Source organism: Spectribacter acetivorans, assembly GCF_031846305.1.
GTDB lineage: Bacteria > Pseudomonadota > Gammaproteobacteria > Nevskiales > Salinisphaeraceae > Spectribacter > Spectribacter acetivorans.
Map to the genome: position 1 here is coordinate 188190 of NZ_JAVRHY010000003.1, position 17783 is coordinate 205972.

At 66.8% G+C, this 17783-nt stretch carries 18 protein-coding genes and 1 tRNA gene; 18 read left to right on the forward strand and 1 reads right to left on the reverse strand.

Annotated elements, in window-relative coordinates:
* Positions 1 to 185 precede the first annotated feature (185 nt).
* The 11 genes from RM531_RS04685 (at position 186) to RM531_RS04735 (ending at position 10646) form a co-directional block, all read left to right on the forward strand.
* Positions 186 to 641, forward strand: a complete 456-nt coding sequence (locus RM531_RS04685) for a DsrE family protein (protein WP_311657655.1) — start codon at positions 186 to 188, stop codon at positions 639 to 641.
* Positions 638 to 1033, forward strand: a complete 396-nt coding sequence (locus RM531_RS04690; protein ID WP_311657657.1) for a thioredoxin family protein — start codon at positions 638 to 640, stop codon at positions 1031 to 1033. Before RM531_RS04685 ends, RM531_RS04690 begins: the two co-directional genes overlap by 4 nt.
* A gap of 122 nt (positions 1034 to 1155) precedes the next feature.
* Complete coding sequence (mutL, locus tag RM531_RS04695; RefSeq protein WP_311657658.1) at positions 1156 to 2946, forward strand: DNA mismatch repair endonuclease MutL; 1791 nt, start codon at positions 1156 to 1158, stop codon at positions 2944 to 2946.
* Between the two features lie 44 nt (positions 2947 to 2990).
* A complete protein-coding gene (gene miaA, locus RM531_RS04700) occupies positions 2991 to 3962 on the forward strand; it encodes a tRNA (adenosine(37)-N6)-dimethylallyltransferase MiaA (protein ID WP_311657659.1) in 972 nt (323 codons plus the stop codon).
* Positions 3963 to 4031: 69 nt separating this feature from the next.
* Entirely contained in the window at positions 4032 to 4298 is a 267-nt protein-coding gene (hfq, locus tag RM531_RS04705; RefSeq protein ID WP_311651971.1) for an RNA chaperone Hfq, read from the forward strand.
* A gap of 44 nt (positions 4299 to 4342) precedes the next feature.
* Positions 4343 to 5656, forward strand: coding sequence for a ribosome rescue GTPase HflX (hflX, locus tag RM531_RS04710; RefSeq protein ID WP_311657661.1), 1314 nt, complete (start codon positions 4343 to 4345; stop codon positions 5654 to 5656).
* 69 nt (positions 5657 to 5725) lie between these two features.
* The gene (gene hflK, locus RM531_RS04715; RefSeq protein WP_311657662.1) at positions 5726 to 7075 is read left to right on the forward strand and encodes a protease modulator HflK; all 1350 of its coding nucleotides are present in this window, start codon (positions 5726 to 5728) and stop codon (positions 7073 to 7075) included.
* A 3-nt stretch (positions 7076 to 7078) separates the two neighbouring features.
* Positions 7079 to 7945 carry a protease modulator HflC gene (gene hflC, locus RM531_RS04720; protein ID WP_311657664.1) on the forward strand — a complete coding sequence of 289 codons (867 nt, stop codon included), beginning with the start codon at positions 7079 to 7081 and terminating at the stop codon, positions 7943 to 7945.
* 15 nt (positions 7946 to 7960) lie between these two features.
* Positions 7961 to 8146, forward strand: coding sequence for a DUF2065 domain-containing protein (locus tag RM531_RS04725; RefSeq protein ID WP_311657666.1), 186 nt, complete (start codon positions 7961 to 7963; stop codon positions 8144 to 8146).
* Positions 8146 to 9333 carry an ATP phosphoribosyltransferase regulatory subunit gene (locus tag RM531_RS04730; RefSeq protein ID WP_311657668.1) on the forward strand — a complete coding sequence of 396 codons (1188 nt, stop codon included), beginning with the start codon at positions 8146 to 8148 and terminating at the stop codon, positions 9331 to 9333. Before RM531_RS04725 ends, RM531_RS04730 begins: the two co-directional genes overlap by 1 nt.
* A gap of 20 nt (positions 9334 to 9353) precedes the next feature.
* On the forward strand, positions 9354 to 10646 hold the full coding sequence (locus RM531_RS04735; RefSeq protein WP_311657670.1) for an adenylosuccinate synthase: 1293 nt from the start codon (positions 9354 to 9356) through the stop codon (positions 10644 to 10646).
* A 324-nt stretch (positions 10647 to 10970) separates the two neighbouring features.
* Here RM531_RS04735 and RM531_RS04740 read toward each other — a convergent pair.
* Positions 10971 to 11057: transfer RNA gene (locus RM531_RS04740), tRNA-Leu, on the reverse strand.
* 76 nt (positions 11058 to 11133) lie between these two features.
* Between RM531_RS04740 and rnr the strand changes: the two genes are divergently transcribed.
* From rnr to dnaB, 7 genes are all read left to right on the forward strand, one after another.
* Positions 11134 to 13374: a ribonuclease R gene (rnr, locus tag RM531_RS04745; protein ID WP_311657671.1), complete on the forward strand. Its 2241-nt coding sequence runs from the start codon at positions 11134 to 11136 to the stop codon at positions 13372 to 13374.
* A 6-nt stretch (positions 13375 to 13380) separates the two neighbouring features.
* The gene (locus RM531_RS04750) at positions 13381 to 14076 is read left to right on the forward strand and encodes a YiaD family glycine zipper/OmpA-like lipoprotein (RefSeq protein ID WP_311657672.1); all 696 of its coding nucleotides are present in this window, start codon (positions 13381 to 13383) and stop codon (positions 14074 to 14076) included.
* Positions 14077 to 14164: 88 nt separating this feature from the next.
* Positions 14165 to 14923: a 23S rRNA (guanosine(2251)-2'-O)-methyltransferase RlmB gene (gene rlmB / locus RM531_RS04755; RefSeq protein ID WP_311657673.1), complete on the forward strand. Its 759-nt coding sequence runs from the start codon at positions 14165 to 14167 to the stop codon at positions 14921 to 14923.
* Positions 14924 to 15063: 140 nt separating this feature from the next.
* Positions 15064 to 15405 carry a 30S ribosomal protein S6 gene (gene rpsF / locus RM531_RS04760; RefSeq protein WP_311657675.1) on the forward strand — a complete coding sequence of 114 codons (342 nt, stop codon included), beginning with the start codon at positions 15064 to 15066 and terminating at the stop codon, positions 15403 to 15405.
* 23 nt (positions 15406 to 15428) lie between these two features.
* The gene (gene rpsR / locus RM531_RS04765) at positions 15429 to 15659 is read left to right on the forward strand and encodes a 30S ribosomal protein S18 (protein WP_311651799.1); all 231 of its coding nucleotides are present in this window, start codon (positions 15429 to 15431) and stop codon (positions 15657 to 15659) included.
* Positions 15660 to 15673: 14 nt separating this feature from the next.
* Positions 15674 to 16309, forward strand: coding sequence for a 50S ribosomal protein L9 (rplI, locus tag RM531_RS04770; RefSeq protein ID WP_311657676.1), 636 nt, complete (start codon positions 15674 to 15676; stop codon positions 16307 to 16309).
* A 116-nt stretch (positions 16310 to 16425) separates the two neighbouring features.
* Positions 16426 to 17781, forward strand: coding sequence for a replicative DNA helicase (gene dnaB, locus RM531_RS04775; protein ID WP_311657677.1), 1356 nt, complete (start codon positions 16426 to 16428; stop codon positions 17779 to 17781).
* The last annotated feature ends 2 nt before the right edge of the window (positions 17782 to 17783 follow it).

Sequence of the window (17783 nt, forward strand, 5' to 3'; positions counted from 1 at the left end):
TCTCTCCTCCTGCGATGCATCCGGCGGGTGCCGGGACGATGCCCGGGTTTCGATCACCCGGGATCGTCGCGCCGGGTTGCTTGTAATACCCGTGCGAGTATCCGTACTGTTATCACAGTCGATTTCGCGGCGTCAATTTTCCGGCGCCGTGGTCGAACATACGTTCAGCCTTGCGGAGCCCCGTCATGAAAGCGATTTCGGTCCATCCCACCCGCCGCCGCCTGCTCGGTGGCCTGTTGCCTGCGGGACTGTTGCTCGGCGCCGGTGGCGTGGCCGCGGCGGCCGACTCCCGGGCGGGCGTGGTCTATCACCTCAGCGACAGCGCCCGGGCGACCGGGGCGATCCGTAATCTGGAGAACCATCGCGCGGCCGATGACGGCATCGAGATCGCGGTGGTGGCGCTGGCTGGTGGCGTCGATTTCCTGCGCAGCGGCGCGAAAGACGATAACGGCAATGATTACAGTGCTTTGGTGGAGTCGCTGAGCTTCAAGGACATCCGCTTCCTGGCCTGCGGTAATACCCTGGAAGCGCTTGATATCGATCCCGCTGATCTGCACTTCGGCGTCGAGGTGGTGGCCTCCGGGGTGGCGGAAATCGCCCGCCTGCAGAACGAGCGCGGCTTCGCCTACATCCGTCCATGAGGCTGCGACCGATCCTGTCGTGGCTGGCCGCCGCCGGCGGCCTGGCGGTGCTGGCGACCGGTCTGGCCTGGCGGTCGGCGGCCCCCGCGGCGGAGCCGCGACTGCTGATGTTCGAGCTGCCCGACTGCCAGCCCTGCATCCAGTTCGAGCGGGACGTCGGCCGTATCTACGACAACACGGAGGAGGGTCGCCGCGCGCCGATCCAGCGGTTGCCGTTGGATGAACCGCCGCCCGAGGACCTGGCACTGGAAGCCGATGTCGAAGTCGCACCCACCTTCGTGCTGATCCGGGATCGCCGCGAACTCGGGCGCATCACCGGCTATCGCGATGACGAGGCCTTCTGGCTGTCGCTGACACGGCTGTTGCGGGAACTGGGAAACGACACCGACTGACCGATTGCGGGTCCCCCAGGCGAGGCAGGCGACAGCCGCCGGGATGGCATACTCGGCGATGTTCACGCGGCGGCCCGCGCACTGCCGTGTCATACCGATCGCCGAGCCCCGGAAGCCCGTTCATGAGCATTCGCGTCCTGCCCCCGCAACTGATCAGCCAGATCGCCGCCGGCGAGGTGGTCGAGCGGCCGGCGTCCGTGGTCAAGGAGCTGCTGGAGAACAGCCTGGATGCCGGGGCCGGCCATATCCGCGTCGATCTGGAATGCGGCGGCCTGCGGCTGATCCGGATCCGGGATGATGGCCGCGGCATGGGCCGCGAGGAGCTACCGCTGGCGCTGGCCCGCCACGCCACCAGCAAGATCGCCAGCCTGGACGAACTAGAACGGGTGGCCAGTCTCGGTTTTCGGGGCGAGGCCCTGCCCAGCATCGCGTCCGTGTCGGATCTGATCCTGACCAGCCGGCCGCATGACGCGGACGAAGCTTTCAGCGCGGTGGGGGTGGGCGACGATGACCCGCCGCCGGTGCGTCCTGCTGCGCATCCGCCGGGCACCACGGTCGAGGTACGGGATCTGTTCGCCCGGGTACCGGCGCGGCGCAAGTTCCTGCGCACCGAGGCCACCGAATTCCGGCATGCCCATCAAGTGGTTCGCCGTATCGCGGCCAGCCGGTTCGATGTGGCGTTCACGCTTCGTCACAACGGCAAGACCGTGCTGGAGCTGGCGCCGGCGACCGCCGCGGCCGAGCGCGAGGACCGGGTGGCTCGCCTGTTCGGCCAGGACTTTCTCGCCCACGCGGTGGCGCTCTCGGAAACCGCCGCCGGCATGCAGTTGACCGGCTGGATCGCCACCCCCGGGTTCTCCCGCTCCCGGGCCGATCTGCAGTACAGCTACGTCAACCAGCGGCTGATCCAGGACCGGCTGTTCAACCACGCCGTACGTGCCGCCTATCAGGATGTGCTGCACAACCAGCGGTTTCCGGCGTATCTGTTGTATCTGTCGATGGATCCGGCCGGGGTCGACGTTAACGCGCATCCGGCCAAGGCCGAGGTGCGCTTCCGGGCGTCGCGGCAGGTGCATGATTTCGTTCACCAGAGCCTCAAGCAGGCGCTCCGGGCGCAGGGTGGGCACGATCAGGCCCACTACGTGCCGCTACCGACCTCGTTCGACCCGGCGCCGGCGCCTCGCCATGAAGCCGGGACCGCCGGCTCGGCGCCGATCCGTCAGCGGGGCCTGGGCCTGAGCGAGGCGGCCGCCACGTATGCGTTCCAGCAGCCGGCCTCGACACGGGCTACCGCGGTGGCCGCCGCGTCGCCCGACGAGGCGCCGGCCACGCCCCGGCTGGGCTATGCGCTGGCCCAGCTGCGCGGCATCTACATCCTGGCCGAGAATGCCCAGGGGCTGGTGCTGGTGGATATGCATGCCGGCCACGAACGGGTGCTTTACGAGCGCCTGAAGACGGCGCTGGGCGAGGGCCGGCTGATCAGTCAGCCGCTGCTGGTGCCGGAAGTGGTGGACGTGGGCGAGGCCGCAGCCGATGTCGCCGAGCAGGCGGCCACGGAGCTGGCGGCGCTGGGGGTGGAACTGGATCGCCAGGACCCCAACCGGGTCACTGTTCGCGCGCTGCCGACTCTGCTGGGCGAAGTGGATGCCGCGGCACTGGTGCACGATTTGCTGTCGGACCTGGCGGCCGAGGACGGGCCGGGCCGTATCGCCCGGATGCAGGATGAGCTGCTCGCGGACATGGGCTGCCGGGCGGCGATCAAGGCCGGGCGCCGGCTCAGCCTGGCCGAGATGAACGCGCTGTTGCGGGACATGGAGGGCACCGAGCGGGCCGGTCACTGCAATCACGGGCGGCCGACCTGGGTGCAGGTGGATATCGCCGATCTCGACCGTATCTTCATGCGCGGCCAGTAGGCAGGCTGCGCGTTTCGCGTTTCAGGACCGAAACGCCAGAGGCGATGACAAAACCCGAAACCCGAAACTCGCAACCCGAAACCGAAAAACCGGTGGTTTTCCTCATGGGCCCCACCGCGTCGGGCAAGACCGACGCGGCCCTGGCGCTGGCGGAGCGGTTGCCGGTGGACCTGATCAGCGTTGATTCGGCGATGGTCTACCGCGGCATGGATATCGGCACCGCCAAGCCGTCCAGCGAGGTTCGCCGGCGGGTGCCGCATCGACTGGTGGACATTCGCGACCCGGCCGAGGGTTATTCCGCCGCCGATTTCGCCACCGATGCCCGCCGCGAGATCGACCGCAGCCACGCCGCCGGCCGCGTGCCGCTGCTGGTGGGGGGCACGATGCTCTACTTCCGGGCGCTGTCCGAGGGCCTGTCGCCCCTGCCGCCGGCGGATGCTGCCATCCGCGCCGAGCTGACCGCCGATGCCGAACGCCACGGCTGGCCGCAGCTGCATGCGCGGCTGGTGAAGCAGGATCCGGTGACGGCCCGGCGGCTGCATCCCAACGACGGTCAGCGCATCCAGCGGGCGCTGGAGATCGTTTCCCTGACCGGCCGGCCAGCCAGCGATATCCAGGGCGACCGACAAACCGACGCGGTGGCCGCCGGCGCGGTGCGGCTGGCGCTGGTACCGGGGGACCGGGCAAGGCTGCATCAGCGCATCGAATCGCGCTTTCACGCGATGCTGGACCAGGGCTTCATCGAGGAGGTTGAAAACCTGCAGCGCCGCCCCGACTTAAATCGGGAAATGCCGGCGATGCGCGCGGTTGGATACCGCCAGCTATGGCACTACCTGGCCGGCGAATGGTCCTACGAGGAAGCCGTGCAGCGCGGCATATTTGCCAGCCGGCAGCTGGCCAAACGGCAGCTGACCTGGCTGCGCCGGGACCACCGGCCGCGCTGGTTCGATGCGGACACGGCGACGATTATTGACGACATTCACGACACGCTTGCCAGGGCGCTCGAACTGGCATGACTCGTGCTAAAGTTTCAAACTATGGATGACAACACGCCTCCCATGCCCGAAAACGACGGAGACCAAAAAATGGCGAAGGGCCAGACACTACAAGAACCATTTCTCAATGCATTGCGAAAAGAGCGTGTGCCCGTTTCCATCTATCTGGTGAACGGCATCAAGCTGCAGGGCCAGATCGAATCCTTTGATCAGTTCGTGGTGCTGCTGCGCAACGCGGTGTCACAGATGGTTTACAAACATGCCATCTCCACCATCGTGCCGTCGCGCAACATCAAGTCGTCGGTCGGCTCGGAGCCGGATTCGGAGCAGGATGAGGAAACCCCTGGCAACGAATAGTCGGCATCGCCCGGCCACCCTCGGCCTGTCGTTGAGCCACCCGCTTGTTTGAGCGCCCCCGTAGCGGGCAGCGAGCGCTGCTCGTCCACTTGCAGTTTCCCCTCGAGGAATACGAACACGCCCGGGTGGAGTTCGTGGAACTGGTGCGCTCGGCCGGCGCCGAGGTGCTCGACGTGGTGGGCGGCAGCCGGCGGTCACCGGACCCGCGATTCTTCGTCGGGGGCGGCAAGGCCGACGAACTTGCCGAACTGGCGGCCGAGCTGGGCGCCGAAGTGGTGGTGTTCAATCACGACCTGTCGCCCAGCCAGGAACGCAACCTCGAGGCCCGGCTGAAATGCCGGGTGCTGGGCCGGGCGGGTCTGATTCTGGATATCTTCGCCGCCCGGGCGCGCTCCCATGAAGGCAAGCTCCAGGTGGAGCTGGCGCAGCTGCGTCATCTGTCCACCCGGCTGGTCCGGGGCTGGTCGCATCTGGAACGGCAGAAGGGCGGCATCGGACTGCGCGGGCCGGGCGAAACCCAGCTGGAGACCGACCGGCGCCTCATCGGTGATCGCATCACGCGACTGCGCGGTCGGCTGGAGAAGGTGCGCGCCCGCCGGGAACAGGGCCGGGCCGCCCGGCGCCGGGCGGAAACCCCGACCATTTCCCTGGTGGGTTATACCAATGCCGGCAAGTCGACCCTGTTCAACCGCCTGACCGGCAGCGATATCTACGCGGCCGACCAGCTGTTCGCCACGCTTGACCCCACCCTGCGGCAACTGCCGATGCCGGTGGGCGATCCGCTTATCCTGGCCGATACGGTAGGCTTCATCCGCGATCTGCCGCCGGAACTGGTGGCGGCGTTCAACGCCACGCTGGAAGAAACGCTGGAGGCGGAACTGCTGCTGCACGTGATCGATGCGGCCGATCCCGAGCGGCGCGACCATGCCGCGGAGGTCAACGCGGTGCTTGCCGACATCGGGGCCGATCGCGTGCGCCAGATCGAAGTGTTCAACAAGATCGACGCGGTGCCCGGCGAATCGCCCCGGCTGGAGCGCGATGGCGAAGGCCGGGTCATCCGGGTGTGGCTGTCGGCCATGGACGGGCGCGGTCTGGAACTGCTGCGTGAGGTGCTTACCGAAGTCTGCCGGCCCGATGTGCTGGCGGGCGTGCTCAGCGTTCCCCCGGCGGCCGGTCGGCTGCGCGCACGGCTGTTCGATCTGGGTGCGGTCCAGGGCGAGCAGTATGACAACGCCGGCCAGTGCGTCCTGACCGTGACGGTGACGCGTAGTGACCTGGACCGTCTCTGCCGACAGGAAGGCATGGACGCGGCAGGCCTCTGGCAGACGCCGCCACGGGCACTGGCGCAAGCCGAATAACCTCGGCGTCGGGATTCCGCATGGAACCCGGCGGCCTCATCCACTAGAATCCGCGGGTCTATTCTATTCATGAAGGCGACAATGGCCTGGAACGAGCCTGGCAAGGGGCAAGACCCCTGGGGCGGCAATAACGGCAACCGCGGCAATGGCAGCGGTGGCGGGGGTGGTGGTCCGCCCGATCTGGACGAGATCTGGCGCCGGCTCAAGCAGCGTTTCGGCGGCGGTGGCCGCGGGAGCAGCGGCGGCGGCCCCGGTGTCGGCGCGCCCGATCCCAAGCTGCTGCTGATCGCCATCCCGGTCATCGCGGCCATCTGGCTGGCGACCGGGCTGTACATCGTGCAGCCGGGCGAGCAGGGCGTGGTGCTGCGCTTCGGTGATCTGCAGACCACCACCGGCCCGGGCTGGCACTGGCACATGCCGTATCCCATCGCCACCGTGATCCGGGTGGACGTGGAACAGGTGCGCTCGGTCCAGAACAGCGCCGTCATGCTCACCAAGGACGAGAACATCGTCGACGTGCGGGTGGCGGTGCAGTACCGCGTGTTCGATCCGGGCAACTTCCTGTTCAACGTGCGGGCGCCGGACGAGACCGTGGAACAGGCGCTCAAGAGCGCGGTCCGCGAAATCGTGGGCACCAGCCGCATGAATCAGGTCATCCAGGAAGGCGTGAAGGTTTCCGAACTGGAACAGCAGGCGCTGGACAACGTCGACCTCAAGGAACGCAAGGTCGAGCCGGAAAGCGTTGACGCGCTCAGCGACATCGAGCAGGAGCTGGTGGATCGCATCCAGGATCAGCAGGACAGCTATCCGGAAATCACCAACCGCTCGCGGGCGATGTTGCCGCAGAACATCGAGAGCATCCTGCAGTCGATGCTCGACGAGTACGAGTCCGGCATGCGGGTGCTGGCGGTCAACGTGCAGTATTCCCAGCCGCCGGAGCCGGTGCAGGGTGCCTTCGAGGAGGCGATCAAGGCCCGCGAGGAGGAAGAACGCAAGAAGAACCTGGCCCGCGCCTATGCCCGCGACATCGTCGCCCGGGCCGAGGGTGAGGCCGCCAGCGTCCTGCTCGAGGCCCAGGGTTACCGCGAACAGAAGGTCGCCCGGGCCCAGGGTGAGACGGTGCGGTTCACCGCGTTGCTCGACGAGTACACGCGGGCCCCGGCAATCACCCGCCAGCGTCTGTACCTGGAAAGCATGGGTGACGTGCTGTCCGGTTCCAACCTGATCATCACCGGGGGCGACCAGTCGTCGCCGCTGCTCTACATGCCGTTGCAGGAAATGCTCAAGGGCAAGCCGAACAAGGGCAAGAGCAGTGAAATCAGCAGTGATAATCCACCGCCGATGATCGACACCAGCAGCAGCAACAACAGCAGCAGTGGCAGCACCGTCGGTGATCCATTGCGCAGCCGGGAGCGATAGGCCATGAATGGCAAGTTGATGATTGCGCTGTTCGTGCTGATCCTGGGCGCCTACGTGGCGCTGGACAGCGTGTTCACCGTCGACGAGCGCGAGCGCGTGGTGGTGGTGCAGCTGGGTGAAATCGTGGGGCAGAACTATCCCGCGGGTCTGCACTTCAAGATGCCCTTCATTCAGAGCGTGGTGCGGTTCGACGACCGCATCCTGAATCTGACCGAGGAAATCGAGCGGGTTCTGACGTCCGAGAACAAGAACCTCTCGGTGGACTTCTTCGTCAAGTGGCGCATCGCCGACACCGTGGACTTCTACCTGTCCAACCAGGGCAGCGAGGCCCGTGCCCGCAGTCTGCTCACGGAAATCGTCGAGAACGACCTGCTGGCCGAGTTCTCCAAGCGCACCATTCGCCAGGCGATCGACGACGACCGCAACGAGATCGTGGCGGCGGTGCAGGTGCAGTCCGACCAGGATGCCGTCGATCTGGGCATCGAGATTCTCGACGTCCGCATCATGCGCCTGGACCTGCCCGACGAGGTCAGCGAGTCGGTCTATGACCGGATGCGTTCCGAGCGCCAGGAAGTGATCAAGACCCTGCGCGCCCAGGGTGACGCCGCCGCGCAGGAGATACGGGCCGACGCCGAGCGCGAACGCACCATCATCCTGGCCGAGGCCTACCGTGAGTCGCAGGAAATCCGTGGTGAAGGCGATGCCAGGGCGGCGGAAATCTACGCCGATGCCTACGGCCGCGACGGTGATTTCTACGCCTTCATGCGCAGTCTGGAGATGTATCGCAACTCGGTCGGCGGCAAGGACGTTCTGGTGCTGGAGCCGCAGGGCGAACTGTTCCGCTACTTCAATCCGGACGTTTCGCAGTAGTCCCGGGGTCCGCCCGTGTGGTCGGATCTGCTCGGCGCGCTGGCGCTGGTGATGGTCATCGAGGGTTTGATGCCATTTCTGGCGCCGGAGTGCTGGCGTGAATGGCTGCTGCAGATCGTGACCATTGACGCCCGGACCCTGCGGGTGTTCGGGGGCGTGATGATCGCGATCGGTCTGTTTCTGCTGAATTGGGTCAATTGATGCACGCCAACCGCTGGTTGCTGCCCGACGGGGTGCAGGAAGTCCTGCCGCCGGAATCCTGGCGTCTGGAAGCGGCGCGCGCGCGGCTGCTGGCGCTGTACTGGCGCTGGGGGTTCGAACTGGTCCGGCCGCCGATGATCGAGTATCTGGCCTCGCTGCTGACCGGGGCGGGTCGGAATCTGGAACTGCAAACTTTCAAGCTCACGGATCAGCTGTCCGGGCGCATGCTGGGCGTACGCTCGGACATGACCACCCAGGCAGCGCGCATCGACGCCCATCGCATGGTGACCGAGGGCCCCGCGCGCTACTGCTACATCGGCAGCGTGCTGCGCACGCGGCCGGAAGAGCCGGGCGGGTCGCGTTCGCCGCTGCAGATCGGGGTCGAGCTGTTCGGCCACGCCGGCATCGAAAGCGACCTGGAAGTGCTGTCGCTGATGCTGGAAACCCTGCACGAGATGGGCATCGACGGGGCGTTCCTGGACCTCGGTCACGTCGCCATCTACCGCTGTCTGGTGGAACGGGCGGGGGTAAGCGACGACATCGAGGCCCGCCTGTTCGACATCATGCAGCGCAAGTCGGTGCCGGACCTGCAGCGCCTGGTCGACGCCGGCGAGCTGGCCGCCGAGGCCGCGGACGGCTTCCGGCAGCTGATTGGGCTCAACGGCGGCACCGAAGTGCTGGCCCAGGCGCAGTCGCTGGGCCGACTGGACACGCGCATCGCCGCGGCGCTGGAAACCCTGGACATGCTGGTGACCCGGCTGCAGCGCCACTATCCATCGGTACCGCTGCACCTGGATCTGGCCGAGTTGCGCGGCTATCGCTACAAGACCGGGGTGGTATTCGCCGCCTTTGCTCCCGGGCTGGGCCGCGAACTGGCCCGCGGCGGGCGCTACGACGACGTCGGCGCGGCCTTCGGCCGGGCACGGCCGGCCACCGGCTTCTCGGCGGACCTGAACGTGCTGGCCGCACTGGGGGCGCCGCCGGCGGTTGCGGCGCAGGCGGTGGCCGCGCCGGCCGGGGACGATCCGGACCTGCTGGCCGCGATCCGCCGCCTGCGTGGCGAGGGCTGGCGGGTGATCGTGGCACTGCCGGGCGAACCGGCCGGCCATGCGGACGAGCGCGCCACCCACGACCTGGTGGAAAGCGACGGCGACTGGGTCTGCCGGCCGCGAACGGAAAATCAATGAGGCAAACGGGAGCACAACCGATGGGGCGTAGCGTTGTCGTGATCGGCAGCCAGTGGGGCGACGAGGGCAAGGGCAAGATCGTCGATCTGCTGACCGACCACTGTCATTCCGTCGTGCGGTTCCAGGGCGGGCACAACGCCGGCCACACGCTGGTGATCGGCGGCGAGAAGACGGTGTTGCACCTGATCCCCTCGGGCATCCTGCATGATGGCGTGGCCTGTCTGATCGGCAATGGCGTGGTCCTGTCGATGAGCGCCCTGCTGGAAGAGATGGCGGCGCTGCAGGCGCGCGGGGTTCCGGTCGAGCAGCGGCTGCATATCAGCCCTGCCTGCCCGCTGATCCTGCCCTGCCATGTGGCGCTGGATCAGGCGCGGGAACTGGCCCGCGGCAATGCCCGCATCGGCACCACCGGACGGGGTATCGGCCCGGCCTACGAGGACAAGGCCGCCCGCCGCGCGGTGCGGGTGGGTGACCTGTTCGCCCGGGAACTGTTCGCCGCCAAGCTCGGCGAGGTGCTCGACTACCACAACTTCGTGCTCAAGCGGTACTTCAACACCGAAACGGTGGACTTCCAGGAGACCCTGGATACCTGCCTGGCCCAGGCCGAAACCATCGCACCGATGGTCACCGACGTGACCGAACACCTGCGCCAGGCGCGCCGCGACGGCCAGTCGGTGCTGTTCGAGGGGGCCCAGGGCGCACTGCTGGACATTGACCACGGCACCTATCCCTACGTGACCTCGTCGAACACCACCGCCGGCGGCGCCGCCACCGGTACCGGGGTGGGCCCCGGCTATTTCGATTACGTGCTCGGCGTGGTCAAGGCCTATACCACCCGCGTGGGATCGGGCCCGTTCCCCACCGAACTGGATGACGAGCACGGCCAGCATCTGGCCTCCCGGGGCGCCGAGTTCGGTGCCACCACCGGGCGGGCGCGGCGCTGCGGCTGGTTCGACGCGGTCAGCCTGCGCCGGTCGGTATTCAACAACAGCCTTTCCGGGCTGTGTATTACCAAACTGGATGTCCTGGACGGCCTGGACTCGGTGCGCATCTGCGTAGGCTATCGCAGCCAGGGGCGGGATCTGGCCATGCCGCCGGTCGGCGCCGAGGCGCTGGCCGAATGCGAGCCGATTTACGAGGAAATGCCGGGCTGGTCGGAATCCACCGCCGGGGTGCGCAAGCTTGAGGAACTGCCGGACGCCGCCCGCAACTATCTGCAGCGGCTGGAAGAGATCACCGAAACCCCGGTCGACATCATCTCCACCGGCGCGGATCGCGAGCACACGATCATGCTGCGGCACCCATTCGGGTGAGGGTGTATCGTTCGCGGGATGCGGCGACCGAGGTTCGGGTCTGGGGTGTTCGACACGGAAGGACCGGTGTCTGGCCGGCGTCGGATCGGGCCCGGCCCTCTCTCGGTCTCTCCCATAAGGGGAGAGAGGAGGGAGAACATTCGCGCTCAGCGCGAACGTGATCTCTTGATGGTGCCGGGAAGAGGACTTGACGATTTCGTCCGGAACGAAATCGGACCGCCGCAGGCGGGGCCGAAGGCCGAGCCCCAGGGACGGGGCGAGCAACCGCCACGACGTGGAGGCTCTGCTGGAAGCAAACGGTCAGAACCATCTCGGATATCGAGATGGTGCCGAGGAGAGGACTTGAACCTCCACGAGCTTTCGCTCACTAGCACCTGAAGCTAGCGCGTCTACCAATTCCGCCACCTCGGCAAGGCGCGTGCAATCTATAGACGCGTTACGGTTTTGTCAACGCCGTGACGCCAACTTCACAACGTCGGAGCGACGATTGAGTCAAAAGCAAAAATCAGGGTCGGACTGGCGCGATCGCGATCCCGCGTTCTCGCGCGAGCAGTCCAGTTACCGCCAGCCGGTACCCAGCCGCGAACTCGTCCTGGATGATCTCGACGCCCTCGGGCAGCCGATGACCCGGGTCGAACTGGAAAAGCACTACGAGTTGCGTGACGAGGCGCAGCGCGAGGCCTTCGAGCATCGTCTGCGCGCGATGCTGCGCGACGGCCAGCTGGTGGAGAACCGCAAGGGCGCACTGGGCTCGATCCGGCGCATGGATCTCGTGCGCGGCCGCGTCCAGGGCCACCGGGACGGCTTCGGCTTCCTGATCCCGGACGAGGGCGGGGAGGACGTGTTCCTGAACCCCCGGCAGATGCGGTTGCTGATGCACGGGGATCGCGCCACCGCGCGCATCGTCGGGCGCGATCGCCGCGGCAAGCCGGAAGGCCGCGTGGTCGATGTGCTCGAGCGGGCCAACACCCGCGTGGTCGGCCGCTTCAATCTGGAACACGGCGTGGGCCATGTGGTGCCCGACAACGCCCGTATTCAGCACGATATCTTGATTCCGGAGGATGCCCGCGGCGGCGCCAGAGCCGGCCAGATCGTCAGCGCCGAGCTGGTGGAGCCGCCGGGCAAGCGGGGGCAGGCAATCGGCCGGGTGGTCGAGGTGCTGGGCGAGCATCTCGATCCCGGCATGGAAATCGACATCGCGGTGCGCTCGCACGGGATTCCGTTCGAGTGGCCCGAGGGGGTGGTCGACGAGGCCGAGTCGATAGGGGACGTGGTGCCCAAGCAGCACTACAAGGGGCGCGAGGACCTGCGTGATCTGCCGCTGGTGACCATCGACGGCGCCGACGCCAAGGATTTCGATGACGCCGTCCACTGCCGCCCCACGCGCAGCGGCTGGCAGCTGACGGTGGCAATCGCCGATGTATCCGCCTACGTGAAGCCGGGCTCCGGCCTGGATACGGAAGCGGTCAACCGCGGTACTTCGGTGTATTTCCCCGGCCACGTGGTGCCGATGCTGCCCGAGGCCCTGTCCAACGGCCTGTGTTCGCTCAACCCCGACGTCGACCGGCTGTGCCTGGTCTGCGAAATGCGGGTGTCGCGCAAGGGCGAAGTGAGCCGGCCGAAGTTCTATTCCGCGGTGATGCGTTCGCATGCGCGGTTTACCTACGAGCGGGTGGCCGACCTGCTGGCCGACCCGGCATCGGCGGATGATGATCCCGATGGCGACCTGCTGCCCGAACTGCAGGCCCTGTACGACGTGTACGAGGCCCTGTTGCAGGCGCGCCAGCAGCGCGGGGCGATCGATTTCGAGACCACCGAAACGCAGATCATCTTCAACAAGGATCGCAAGATCGATCGCATCGAACCGGTGTCGCGTACCGACGCCCATCGGTTGATCGAGGAATGCATGATCGCCGCCAATGTGGCGGCCGCCCGGTTCCTGGGCAAGCACCGCATGCCGCTGCTCTACCGCGTGCATTCGGGACCCGATACCGACCGGCTCACCGATCTGCGGGAATTCCTGGCGGAGCGCGGCCTGGGTCTGGGTGGGGGCGACCAGCCCGAGGCGGAGCACTTCGCGCGTCTGCTGAAACAGGCGGCGGAGCGCGACGACGCCCGGTTGATCCAGACGGTGCTGCTGCGCTCGCTCACCCGGGCGGTCTACAGTCCGGACAATAATGGCCATTTCGGCCTGGCGCTGGCGGAGTATGCCCACTTCACCTCGCCCATCCGCCGGTATCCGGATCTGCTGGTGCACCGTGCCATCAAGCACGTGGAGGCCGGCGGCAAGCCTGCCACCTTCGATTACACGCACGGGGACATGGTGACCCTGGGCGCGGGCTGCTCGGCGGCCGAACAGCGCGCCGACGATGCCACCCGCGACGTGGATGACTGGCTGAAGTGCGAGTATCTGCGGGATCATGTGGGGGACGAATGGAACGGCATGATCACCGGCGTCACCGCGTTCGGGCTGTTCGTGGAGCTCGACCACATCTACGCCAGCGGGCTGATCCATGTCTCCAGTCTCAGCAACGACTATTATCACTACGACGCGACGGCGCACTGTCTGCGCGGTGAACGTTCAGGTACCGTTCATCGACTCGCTGATAGGGTGCGCGTCAAGGTCGTCCGGGTGGACCTGGACGAACGCAAGATCGATTTCGAACCGGCATCAGCCGCTGCCGAGCCCAAGGCTCGCAAGGGCCGGCGCCGGACCAAAAGGAGGTAACTGTTCATGATTCGATTCAGTCTTATCGCGCTGCTGGCGGCATCCGTGTTCGCGGCCGGCTGTGCCGGGGATCCCAACCGCCGCACCAAGGCCGGCGCCGGCGTGGGCGCCGTGCTCGGCGGCCTGATCGGCAGCGAAGTCGGTGACGAGAGCAACTCCAACATTGCCGCGGGTGCGGTACTGGGTGCGCTGGCCGGCGGCGCGGTGGGTCGGTACATGGACAACCAGCACGCCGAACTGCAGGAGCGTCTGGCGGCCGAGCAGGCGCGCGAGGAGCTCTACATCACCCGTATGGGCGGTGACACCCTGCGCGTGGGCGTGGCTTCCGATGCGTCGTTCGAAGTCGACAGTGCCGAGCTCAACTTCGAGGCCCAGAGCACCTTCGACAAGATCGCCAATGTCTTCAAGGACTACGAGAAGACCGCCGTGCATCTGGTTGGCCACACCGACAGCTCGGGTTCGGACAGCTACAACCAGAAGCTTTCCGAGCGTCGTGCCAGCGCGGTGGCCTCCTATCTCTCGAGCAAGGGCGTGAACTCCTCGCGCATGGCGACCTGGGGCCGCGGCGAGAGCGAACCCATCGCCACCAACGACACCGAAGCCGGTCGTTCGCGCAACCGTCGCGTGGACATCGTGATCAAGCCGATCGTCGAGGGCCAGGAAAAGGCCGCGTTCAGCGCGCCGCCCTACCTGGGTTCCTGATACCAGCGATGATCCCCGGCAGTCAGCGGGAGGGTGTTCGGCACCCTCCCGTTTTTTTGGTCTTCCGGCATGACACGGATCAGCACTGATGACGGACCGTGACCAGGCCGTGCCGGTGGGTGGCTGGCATGCGGTCATTGCCGCCATGCGCAGCGGCCGGCGAGTGTTCGAGCTGTGGCTGCTGCAGGACCGGGACGATGCCCGGGCGCGGGAGGCCGGCGAACTGGCGGCGGACCTCGGCGTGGCTTGCCGGCAGATGACCCGCGCCGAGCTGGATGCGCGGCTGCCGGGCATCAATCACCAAGGCTGCGTGGCGCTGTGCGCGCCGCTGGCGGCACTGGGCGAGGCCGGTCTGGATGACATCCTGTCCGTCGTGGCATCGCCGTTGCTGCTGGTGCTCGATGGCGTACAGGACCCCCACAACCTGGGGGCCTGCCTGCGCAGCGCCGCCGCGGCCGGCGCCGACGCGGTGATCACGCCGCGTGACCGGGCGGCCGGATTGAGTACCGTGGTCCGCAAGACCGCGGCCGGCGGCGCCGACTGTGTGCCGCTGGTCCAGGTGACCAATCTGGCGCGCACGCTGCGCAACCTGCAGGCCGCCGGCGTGTGGGTGGTGGGTACCGCCGCCGAGGCCCCGCGCAGCATTCACGAAACCCCGCTCACCGGGCCGCTGGCCCTGGTGCTTGGCGGCGAGGGCGGGGGGCTGCGTCGTCTGACCGCCCGCACCTGCGATCACCTGGCGGCCATTCCCATGGCCGGCGGCGTGGCCAGCCTGAATGTGTCCGTGGCCGCCGGCATCTGCCTGTTCGAGGCCCTGCGCCAGCGCGGTGCGTCCGGCACGGTCTGAGTGGCGTCGCCGGTACTGGCAACCGCAAGCCGGAAGCTGGTAGACTCCGCGCCGCGCAGACGCCGGCTCGGCTGTCTGCTCTCCTTGCTCCACGGTGGTCAAACCGGACCATCCGGGGGCATGTCCCACGAGGAGTGACAATGAGACATTATGAAATCGTGTTTCTGGTCCATCCGGACCAGAGCGAGCAGGTGCCCGCGATGATCGACAAGTATCGCGGCATGATTGAGGACTCCGGCGGCACCGTGCATCGCCTGGAAGACTGGGGTCGCCGGCAGCTCGCCTATCCGATCAACAAGATCCACAAGGCCCACTACGTGCTCATGAACGTGGAGTGCGGCGGCGAGGTGCGCGAGGAACTGGAAGGCATCTTCCGTTTCAACGACGCCGTGCTGCGCTACCTGTGCATGCGTCGGCCCAAGGCCGATACCGCGCCGTCCCCCCTGGCCAAGAAGAGCGACGACGACAAGTCGGCCGCCTGATCGCTACCTGAGGAATATCAATCATGTCCCGATTCTTCCGTCGCAAGCGCTTCTGCCGCTTCACCGCCGAAGGCGTCGAAGAGATCGATTACAAGGATCTCGACACGCTCAAGCAGTACATCACCGAAACCGGCAAGGTCGTGCCCAGCCGCATTACCGGCACCGCGGCGCGCTACCAGCGCCAGCTGTCCACGTCCATCAAGCAGGCCCGGTATCTGGCCCTGTTGCCCTACACCGACCGGCATTCCGGCTAACCCAGGAGAACACGATGCAAGTCATTCTGTTGCAGAAGGTTCGCAACCTGGGGGACATCGGCGACGAAGTGAAGGTGCGGGCCGGTTACGGACGCAACTTCCTCATTCCCCGGGGCGTGGCCCTGATGGCCACGGTCGCCAACCGCAAGACCTTCGAATCCCGCAAGGACGAGCTGCTCAAGGCCTCCGAGGACCGCATGGCCCGCGCCCAGGGCCGTGCCGAGTCGTTCCGCGGCAAGTCCTTCACCGTGCCCATGCGGGCCAGTGACGAGGGCAAGCTCTACGGCTCCGTCGGCCCGCAGGAAATCGTGGATGTCGTCACCGCCGAGACCGGCGCCGAACTCGATGCCAGCGAAGTGATTCTGGCCGAGGGCGCGATCCGCCAGACCGGCTACTTCGAAGCCACGCTGCAGTTGCACGCGGAAGTCGAGGTGCAGGTCGAACTGGTGGTGGCGCAGCTCACCGACATGGGCGTGAACATGCCCAACATGCCGGTGGCCGAGGACGAGACCACGTCGGCCGCGGCGCAGCTGCCCTCCGACGAGGATGAGGACGACGACGAGTACGCCGAGGAAGCCGAAGGTGCCGCGGATGACGTGGCCGCCGGCGAAGGCGAGGATGAGGACAAGGCGAGTACCGATACCGCCTGATCCCGTGTCGCAATCCGGCAACTGACAACGCCGCCGACTCCGGCGGCGTTGTTGTTTCTGCCACTGCGTTAAACTGCCCGCCTCGGGTCCCGCCGACCACTCGCCGTATCGCCGCCATGTCCGCCGAGCTCAAGCTGCCGCCGCATTCGCTGGAAGCCGAACAGGCCGTGATCGGCGGGCTGCTGCTGGATAACGATGCCTGGGACCGCATCGCGGGGCGGATATCCGAATCGGACTTTTACCGCGAGGACCACCGGCTGTTGTTCCGTGGCATCGAGTCGCTGGCCGACGCCGGCAAGCCGCGCGACGTGGTCACCATCGCCGAGTGGCTGCGCTCCCACGATCTGGTCGACCGGGCCGGCGGCACCGGTTACGTCGGCAATCTGGCTGCCGATACCCCGAGTGCGGCCAACATCACCGCCTACGCCGACATCGTGCGCGAGCGCTCGGTAACGCGCCAGCTGATTGCTGCCGGCAGCGAAATCGCCGAACTGGGCTTCGCCGCCGAGGGGCGCAGCGTGCCCGACCTGCTGGACGAGGCGGAGAAGCGCATCTTCGCCATCGCCGACCAGAGTCGGCAGAACGGCAAGGGGGCGCTGTCGCTCAAGCAGGTGCTGCCACAGGTGGTGGAGCGCATCGAATACCTGCACGAGAACCAGGGGGCGTTTACCGGCCTGGCCACGGGACTCAACCAGTTCGATCAGCTCACCAATGGTCTGCAGAACTCCGACCTGATCATCCTCGCGGCGCGGCCCTCCATGGGCAAGACCTCGCTGGCGATGAACATGGTGGAGCACGTCACGCTCAAGCTGCGCCAGCCGGCGGCCGTGTTCTCCATGGAAATGTCGGCCGAGCAACTGGTCATGCGGATGATCTCGTCCTGGGGTCGCGTGGACCAGAGCCGCCTGCGCAGTGGTCACCTCGAGGATGAGGACTGGCCGCGCATCACCTCGGCCATCGGCATCATGAACGAGAATGCCAACCTGTTCATCGACGACACCCCGGCGCTGTCGCCCTCGGAACTGCGGGCCCGGGCGCGCCGGCTCAAGCGCGAGCACGACATCGGGCTGATCATGGTCGACTACATGCAGCTCATGCAGGTGCCGGGCACGAAGGAGAATCGCACCAACGAGATTTCGGAAATCTCCCGTAATCTCAAGGCCCTGGCCAAGGAACTGGATGTTCCGGTGATTGCCCTGTCCCAGCTCAACCGCAGCGTTGAACAGCGTGACAACAAGCGGCCCCGCATGTCCGACCTGCGCGAATCCGGCGGCATCGAGCAGGATGCCGATCTGATCGTGTTCATCTACCGCGACGAGGTCTACAACGAGGACAGTGACGACAAGGGCGTGGCCGAGATTCTCCTGGCCAAGCAGCGCAACGGTCCGTTGGGGACCTGCCGCGCGGCCTTCCTGGGCCACTTCACCCGGTTCGAGAACCTGCAGGATCACTACGAAGACGATTTCGGCTGATG

Bases quoted from the DNA above. Each gene is read 5' to 3' on its own strand.
- RM531_RS04685 (WP_311657655.1), top strand. From the start codon at position 186: ATGAAAGCGATTTCGGTCCATCCCACCCGCCGCCGCCTGCTCGGTGGC.
- RM531_RS04690 (WP_311657657.1), top strand. From the start codon at position 638: ATGAGGCTGCGACCGATCCTGTCGTGGCTGGCCGCCGCCGGCGGCCTG.
- mutL (WP_311657658.1), top strand. From the start codon at position 1,156: ATGAGCATTCGCGTCCTGCCCCCGCAACTGATCAGCCAGATCGCCGCC.
- miaA (WP_311657659.1), top strand. From the start codon at position 2,991: ATGACAAAACCCGAAACCCGAAACTCGCAACCCGAAACCGAAAAACCG.
- hfq (WP_311651971.1), top strand. From the start codon at position 4,032: ATGGCGAAGGGCCAGACACTACAAGAACCATTTCTCAATGCATTGCGA.
- hflK (WP_311657662.1), top strand. From the start codon at position 5,726: ATGAAGGCGACAATGGCCTGGAACGAGCCTGGCAAGGGGCAAGACCCC.
- hflC (WP_311657664.1), top strand. From the start codon at position 7,079: ATGAATGGCAAGTTGATGATTGCGCTGTTCGTGCTGATCCTGGGCGCC.
- RM531_RS04730 (WP_311657668.1), top strand. From the start codon at position 8,146: ATGCACGCCAACCGCTGGTTGCTGCCCGACGGGGTGCAGGAAGTCCTG.
- RM531_RS04735 (WP_311657670.1), top strand. From the start codon at position 9,354: ATGGGGCGTAGCGTTGTCGTGATCGGCAGCCAGTGGGGCGACGAGGGC.
- RM531_RS04750 (WP_311657672.1), top strand. From the start codon at position 13,381: ATGATTCGATTCAGTCTTATCGCGCTGCTGGCGGCATCCGTGTTCGCG.
- rlmB (WP_311657673.1), top strand. From the start codon at position 14,165: ATGACGGACCGTGACCAGGCCGTGCCGGTGGGTGGCTGGCATGCGGTC.
- rpsF (WP_311657675.1), top strand. From the start codon at position 15,064: ATGAGACATTATGAAATCGTGTTTCTGGTCCATCCGGACCAGAGCGAG.
- rpsR (WP_311651799.1), top strand. From the start codon at position 15,429: ATGTCCCGATTCTTCCGTCGCAAGCGCTTCTGCCGCTTCACCGCCGAA.
- rplI (WP_311657676.1), top strand. From the start codon at position 15,674: ATGCAAGTCATTCTGTTGCAGAAGGTTCGCAACCTGGGGGACATCGGC.
- dnaB (WP_311657677.1), top strand. From the start codon at position 16,426: ATGTCCGCCGAGCTCAAGCTGCCGCCGCATTCGCTGGAAGCCGAACAG.